We start from the raw sequence: 6906 nt of genomic DNA, 5'->3' as shown, positions 1-6906 counted from the left end.
ATCTAAAGGGTAAAAGTGCACTAATGATGTTCGATAAACACGCAAACTTAAAGTATAAATTTGGAAATAGACACTTTTGGTCCGAGGGATATTATGTAAGTACGGTAGGATTAAATGAAGCTACCGTAAAAAAATATATACGTGAGCAAGAGTTACATGACCAAATGAAAGATAAACTTAGTGTAAAAGAATATGAGGACCCTTTTAAGGGTAGCAAGTAATACATATCCCCTTTAAGGGGACCGTTACGAGTCAATGGCTATGCGGCTTGAACGTAGTGAAAGCCAGCGCCTTTAGACGCTGGCCTAGTACTACGGGCTTATAGCCCGTGAGCAAACCACCCGTTTTACGGGTGGTTCTGATTACATATAACAAAGAGGATATTCCTATTTATTATATTCATATGAAAAATAGATGATAGTTTTATCATTTATGATTAATTATTATATAGAACCTTGTATATACTGACTTTGCATAAAGTCTTGCTGATAGGGGTATCGGTATATACGGAATATCCATGACGATGTATAATAATAGCAAGTTTGTTGATATAAGTTATTGATTATGGAGGTTCTTATGAATAAGAAATTATTAGCATCCTTATTTGCTGTAGGTTTGGCTGCAGGTAGTGTATGCTCTTCTGTTGATGCACATGGTGTGTTTTTCGCTAACCGTACAGATGAAAAAGTACTTGTATTAGGTGAGGGTCCTGTAGATAATGCTTATAGTGCAGATATGGTAAAAAATATTACTGGATATGATGTACAAGGCAAACAAATTCCTGTACAAGTTGTGAAGCATGAAAAAAATGTAGCTATTATTCCACCAGCAGACCTTGGTGTAACTGTAACTAATTTTGATTATGGCTACTGGACTAAGACTAAAGATGGTAAAACAATTCATAAACCAATCACCGAAGTTCCTGGTGCGGTTAAAAGTACACATGCTATCAAATATGATGTTCATTACTGGAATGCACAAGCAAAACCATTTGTAGATAAGAATGCATTTATTCAAATTGTACCTTCTGTTAATCCATTGACATTAAGAAAAGGTGATACATATGAAATCCAAGTGTTTAAAGATGGTAAACCATATGCGAATGCACCTCTTATCAAAGATTTAGTAAATGATTTAACTGGTGAAGCTAAAGCCGATGAAAATGGTAAAGCTACTGTAGCTGTTACAGCAGATGGCTTAAATGTAGTAGGTGTTGAAGTTGCATTCCCTACACAAAATAAAGGGGAACAAAATAAATACTTTAGTGCATTGTCCTTCCTTATTTCTCCTGAAGAATAATAATTAGTAATTTTAGTACTTACCGAGTGTGTGAGTAAATAGAAGACCTCCTTAGTTGGACTAAGGGGGTCTTTTTGTGCTTTTTAGGTGTTATAAATTTTATGTGATTTAGTGAGAGTATTATAAGCATGATATAAGAAGGAGAGAATTATGAAGATTAGACGTCATGTATCAGCCGTGATGACTGCACTAGTATTAACAGGTATATCTTATTCTGCTATGGCTACAGAAATTAATGCCACTAGCGATAAAGCAGAGGAGTTACTGGGGTTAACAATGGGATCACCAGTACAAACGCAACCTGAGGTTAAACACATAGAGGATACATTAACAGTTAATGTACATGGTAAAAGTTTAACAGAGGCTGGTAAAAGTAAGAATGTTACAGGTATTTATAATGGATTTGGTTCACAACTAACGGTAGATAAAGACCTTATTGTACGATTAAAGAATGATGCACCAGCATCGAAGCGAGAATTAGGTCATTATTATATGAGTGCAGTCTATGCTGGTTATGGCGGTAAGGTACCACGTCTTAGCAAGGATAATCCGGACCGAGATTTTGGGGATACCAATATTCACGTTAAAGGTAATGTAGATATCGATGCTATCGGCTCTGGTTTACAAGTCAATCAACGAGGCCATATCCTTGTTGATGGAGGCGGTAAGATTATCACTCATCCTGTAGAAACATCTGATACCTATTCTGTAGTAGCAGAAGAAGGGGATGTATATGTTAATGCAGGCGCTGATGGCAAACATCCAGGCACTCATGACTTAGTTGCTGTTGGTAATGTAGGCCTTATCAACAAGGATTATGGCCGCGATCCAAATCACAATGTAGAACCAACTAATATAGCACTAGCTTTCACAACACCTAACTCTAGCCTTACCGGTGCTGTTTTGAATGAATATGCTGAAAGCAATAAAAATCCTCATAATTCTGGTGCAGATATTTACCTACAAAACGGAGCTACTTGGAATAATGAATGGATTGGCATGGAGCGTCCTACACCTAAAAAAGAACGTCCATCAGGGGATAATGCAGCGTACCTATACAAGGGGAGTAAGGTTCGCAATCTTGTAGGTGGTATTAACCCAACTGCAGCAGGTAACATTCATCCTATCGATGCGCGGCCTATAACAATTCAGAACTATAGCGGTTATGTGAATGCCATTTATAAATCTGGCGTACCAGCAAGCGAAGATGGAAAAGGCCAAATCGTCGTTGAACATGCGGCGGATAATAGCCATATTACAATGCAAGGCGACCATTCCGGTAATACCATCGACGATGCAAGCTACAAAAAGGATATTCAAGCATTAGCTAAGAAATTACAATACACAGGCAATGATAAGAAACTTAGCACAACAGTTCAAATTAATGAAGGCGTTACTACACCTGGTGCTGTTGCAGACCTAGGGGCAGATCATTTTGATTCTCACGGTCATCTTATTGTAGATGATACAACAAAAGTTGTTCGTGCTAGTGAATCATCACTCGTAGGTGGCACAAAATCAGCCCTTACTTCAACAGTCATGGCGTGGAAAAATAATACTAATGATTTACAACGTCGTTTAGGTGACCTTCGTCTAGCTAATACAGATAAAGGAATATGGGCTAAATATATAGGTGGTAAATCTAAGATTACAGATGGTGCTGATGCACATATGACATACAATGGCGTACAAATTGGGTATGATCATAAAGCCTCCAATGGCTGGATTTTCGGCGGTGCCCTAGATTACAGTACATCTAGTAACTCTTATGCCAACGGCAGTGGCGACGGTAAGCTTGGCGGTATAGCTTTATATGGTACAAAGCAACATAATGATGGTCGGTATATAGATATCATCGCTCGTGGTAATAGATTATCAAACGACTATAGCCTTAACTCTATGAGCGGCCAACGTTTGAATGGTAACTACCATACATTTGGTACATCCTTGAGTGCTGAATATGGCAAACGTATTAAAAAACAAAATGGTTTCTATATCGACCCTAGTGTAGAATTCATATTAGGTCGTTTAAATGGTGTATCCTATGATGCAACTATTGCAGGCGGTGGATCCATGCATGTAAAATCTGATGCGGTCAACTCTGCCGTAGGTAGACTTGGCATTGGTATTGGTAAAGAAACAGAAAAATCCAATATCTTTGCAAAACTAGCACTAGCTCATGAATTCTCTGGTAAGGTAAATACTACATATTCTGCACCAGGTAATCCAACAGTACAAACAACTGTAGATTTAAAGGATACATGGCTTGATGCGGAAATCGGCGGTTCTTGGAGTGTTCGTCCTAGTACATATCTATATGGCACACTCACTAAAAACTTTGGTGCTACCATCGATAATACATGGCGTATCGATGCAGGCGTTAGACATAACTTTTAATTAGGCATATCAAAACTCTGTAGTAGCTTTAAATCGAGCTGCTACAGAGTTTTTTGTAAAAGTGTTTATGTGAATTATTCTATAGCGGCAAATAGGCAAATATTAACTGGCTTGCTGTGATGGACAGACTTTAACAATTTTGTATTTCTGTGATAGTATATAAAGGCCAGTTAATATGCAACTTCTTAAGTAAGAGTTAGGAGGATATAATATGAAAGTTTTGATCGTAAATGGTAGTAGTCATGTGAATGGCACAACTATGCAAGCTATAAAAGAAGTACAAAAGGTCTTTACTGAGGCAAATGTAGATACTGAAGTTATTCAACTTGGTAATAAGCCGATTCGAGATTGTATTCAATGTGGTTATTGTTTTGAACATGGTGAATGTGTATTCAAGGATGATGATGTAAATGCCTTTGTAGAAAAAGCGAAGGATGCAGATGGATTTATCTTTGCAACACCTGTATATTATGCACATCCGAGTGGACGTATTTTATCCTTTTTAGATCGCGTATTCTTTAGTGCAGAAAGTGTAAAGCCAAATCCATTTGCCTTTAAACCAGGTGCATCTATCGCCGTAGCTCGTCGCGGTGGTACAACGGCTTCCTTTGATGTACTTAATAAATACTTTGGTATTTCTCAAATGCCAATTGCAGGCTCTACATATTGGAATATTAGCCATGGTCTAGTAGCAGAAGATGCTAAGCAAGATGAAGAAGGTATGCAAACCATGCGTAACTTGGCTAGAAATATGGTTTGGATGATGCGTAGCTTTGCTGTAGCTAAGGAGCAAGGCGTACCATATCCAGATACAGATAAAGAGAAAAAAGTATCTACGAACTTTGTGCGTTAATAACTTATCGATGGTTGAGTTACTAGAGGAATTATGATGGTTAAAATTTTATTCATTTGTCATGGTAATATTTGTCGTTCAACTATGGCTGAGTTTTATATGAGGCATATCGTTGCGAAAGCTGGACTTAGCGATTCTATTTATGTTGAGTCTGCCGCTACATCTCGTGAGGAGATAGGGAACGACACCCATTATGGGACTAAGCAAAAGCTAGATGAAATGGGTATTCCATATACGCGCCGTAAGGCTCGTCAAGTGACCGTTGATGACTATCATAATTTTGATTACCTCGTAATTATGGATGAAAATAACGGACGTAATTTAAAACGTATCATTGGAGAAGATGTAGATTCCAAGGTATATAAGGCTATGTCCTTTGTTAGTGAAAGCCGTGATGTAAAGGATCCTTGGTATACGGGAAACTTTGACGAAACCTATGATGATGTCAGTCGTAGCTGTGATGCTCTATTAGCGTTGATTAAAGAAAAAATATAAATATAAAGACCTTACTATTAGATGATGTATCAATAGTGATTGAGTTTAACTATAGTTATTCCAATCTTGAATTGATTTAATAGTAAGGTCTTTTCTATATACAGACTATCTTGCTTTATACTTTATACTATCGAACCATAACGTAATATGGTATAATTTTTAGGTATTCATGCGCCTATAGCTCAGGGGATAGAGCGCCGGTCTCCGGAACCGGGTGCGCAGGTTCGATTCCTGCTAGGCGCACCAAATAAAAGGCTTCTCGAAATTTCGAGAAGCCTTTTTATGTGTCTTTATTCTTTAGGTTGATGTATAGTTCAGAAAATTATATGTTAGCATCTATATTTATTACAATGAATACCTCTTGATTGGAATTCATTCATCAGTAAGTCTATTGATTTATCAATGACTTCTTCATTAGTTATATATACCATCTTTTTGTAATAGACAGTACCATCAAATTCTATCCAACGGCTTGTTTTACCATTTAGTTTACAAATTTGTATTCTGCCGGCCCAACTGCCCATACTACGGAATTGTTTTCCTTTAGAAAAACGTACCTCACGAATATCGCTTAATTTAAATGTTCTTCTTACTAAGCCAATGCCTATAGAGACTTGATCATCCTTAAAGTAAAGAAGTTTATAACGCTCTTCAGGAGGCATAGATCTAATGATAGATAAGTTATAAGTAGCAAAAACTACAGCGATAGCAATCAATAGAAATATAAGGATTATCATATATTTTCCCATACAATTAAGTCCTCCTTATCTCTATTATAATAAATATAAGTAATGTATGAAATCATTTTATATCACTTCATGAATGAAATTTCATATTGGTTATATCTTACATATGTATAATATTCTCAAAATTGCATGGTTATTTGTAATCGAAATGGAGAGAGTTCTATGTTTTCTACGCTTATATTTTTTATAATTATATTCTTAATTTTCTTTTTTGTTAAGCAATACAATTTACTACAAAAATTGACTGTAGAGATTAAAGAGGCACGTGCCAATATTATCGTTGCTTACGAGAAAAAAGTAGCTATTGTTAATCAGTTTACAGGTCTTGTAAATGAGTATGATGATTATGAAAAATTAATTCAATTAAAAGTGTCTGATAACTTTGTAGATATGGCTCGTGAAACAGCAAAAGCAGTTCAAAATATTACAGCTTTAGCTAATCAATTTCCAGAGTTAAAAGCCAATACTCAATATAGTAAATTCTTAGAAGCGATTAGTGAAAATGAAACGTTCATTTCTAATAAACGTGAGACTTATAACTTCCAAGTAAAAGAGTATAATAGTGAGATTGCCCAAATTCCAATGGTATTTGTGGCATCCTTATTGGGATTTAAACAGGCCCCATTCTTTGATCCAAATAATGAAGAGGCTTTAGCTGAATTTAGTGGTGCTGATCCAGAAGCAATTAAAGATCTTGCTATAAAGGGCACAGACAAGTTGAAGGATACAACAGATAAAATTAGAGAATCCTTTGAAAAACGCGAGCAAGAAGCACAAGCGAAGAGAGAAGCACGTCTTAAACAAGAGCGTGAATCTTCTTCTAATAATGAGAGTGTAAAGACTGAAGAGAAAACTGAAACAGAAGCTCCTAAAATTGAAGAGGCGTCTGCTTCAGTAGAGAAACAAGAAGAGAAGTAATCATATATTCAATTGATGTATATGAGCAGATAGTATATAAATCTATTTGTAAAATGAGAGATAAAAGACTCCACTCGTTGAGTGGAGTTTTTTGTTTTTGTACGCCGAATAGGCATGACTAAACCCCCAGTTAAACTGGGGGTCGGTAAAAATTCTTAGAGAAAAGGAAAGAACCTCCTAGTGATAAAATGGAGTTGG

7 protein-coding genes and 1 tRNA gene are annotated in these 6906 nt (G+C 36.4%); 7 read left to right on the top strand and 1 reads right to left on the bottom strand.

The window, feature by feature from the left end:
• The 6 genes from VCHSUH04_RS09200 to VCHSUH04_RS09175 form a co-directional block, all read left to right on the top strand.
• Nucleotides 1-221, top strand: a 221-nt coding sequence (locus tag VCHSUH04_RS09200) for a transposase (protein ID WP_199176443.1), incomplete at its 5' end; no start/stop codon positions are given.
• A 355-nt stretch (nucleotides 222-576) separates the two neighbouring features.
• On the top strand, nucleotides 577-1299 hold the full coding sequence (locus VCHSUH04_RS09195) for a DUF4198 domain-containing protein (protein ID WP_105086311.1): 723 nt from the start codon (nucleotides 577-579) through the stop codon (nucleotides 1297-1299).
• A 150-nt stretch (nucleotides 1300-1449) separates the two neighbouring features.
• Nucleotides 1450-3696 (top strand): autotransporter outer membrane beta-barrel domain-containing protein, encoded by a 2247-nt coding sequence (locus VCHSUH04_RS09190; RefSeq protein WP_105086310.1) that lies wholly within the window; start codon nucleotides 1450-1452, stop codon nucleotides 3694-3696.
• Between the two features lie 211 nt (nucleotides 3697-3907).
• Nucleotides 3908-4549 (top strand): flavodoxin family protein, encoded by a 642-nt coding sequence (locus VCHSUH04_RS09185; protein WP_024064270.1) that lies wholly within the window; start codon nucleotides 3908-3910, stop codon nucleotides 4547-4549.
• 36 nt (nucleotides 4550-4585) lie between these two features.
• On the top strand, nucleotides 4586-5044 hold the full coding sequence (locus VCHSUH04_RS09180; protein ID WP_105086312.1) for a low molecular weight protein-tyrosine-phosphatase: 459 nt from the start codon (nucleotides 4586-4588) through the stop codon (nucleotides 5042-5044).
• A gap of 171 nt (nucleotides 5045-5215) precedes the next feature.
• A tRNA-Arg gene (locus VCHSUH04_RS09175) sits at nucleotides 5216-5290 on the top strand.
• Nucleotides 5291-5373: 83 nt separating this feature from the next.
• On the opposite strand, the gene VCHSUH04_RS09170 is transcribed toward VCHSUH04_RS09175, so the two are convergent.
• Entirely contained in the window at nucleotides 5374-5793 is a 420-nt protein-coding gene (locus VCHSUH04_RS09170; RefSeq protein ID WP_105086309.1) for a hypothetical protein, read from the bottom strand.
• Between the two features lie 159 nt (nucleotides 5794-5952).
• Here VCHSUH04_RS09170 and VCHSUH04_RS09165 point away from each other — a divergent pair, with 159 nt between their 5' ends.
• On the top strand, nucleotides 5953-6708 hold the full coding sequence (locus tag VCHSUH04_RS09165) for a LemA family protein (RefSeq protein WP_105086308.1): 756 nt from the start codon (nucleotides 5953-5955) through the stop codon (nucleotides 6706-6708).
• Nucleotides 6709-6906 lie beyond the last annotated feature (198 nt).

The organism is Veillonella sp. T14073-2 (genome assembly GCF_002959875.1).
In the GTDB taxonomy this organism is placed as follows: Bacteria; Bacillota; Negativicutes; order Veillonellales; family Veillonellaceae; genus Veillonella; species Veillonella infantium.
The sequence above is the reverse complement of the archived record's forward strand: the minus strand, read 5'-3'. Positions and strand labels throughout refer to the sequence as shown.

What these genes read in the sequence shown, in the direction of transcription:
- VCHSUH04_RS09190 (WP_105086310.1), top strand. Translation starts at nt 1,450, where the DNA reads ATGAAGATTAGACGTCATGTATCAGCCGTGATGACTGCACTAGTATTA.
- VCHSUH04_RS09170 (WP_105086309.1), bottom strand. Translation starts at nt 5,793, where the DNA reads ATGGGAAAATATATGATAATCCTTATATTTCTATTGATTGCTATCGCT.
- VCHSUH04_RS09185 (WP_024064270.1), top strand. Translation starts at nt 3,908, where the DNA reads ATGAAAGTTTTGATCGTAAATGGTAGTAGTCATGTGAATGGCACAACT.
- VCHSUH04_RS09165 (WP_105086308.1), top strand. Translation starts at nt 5,953, where the DNA reads ATGTTTTCTACGCTTATATTTTTTATAATTATATTCTTAATTTTCTTT.
- VCHSUH04_RS09195 (WP_105086311.1), top strand. Translation starts at nt 577, where the DNA reads ATGAATAAGAAATTATTAGCATCCTTATTTGCTGTAGGTTTGGCTGCA.
- VCHSUH04_RS09180 (WP_105086312.1), top strand. Translation starts at nt 4,586, where the DNA reads ATGGTTAAAATTTTATTCATTTGTCATGGTAATATTTGTCGTTCAACT.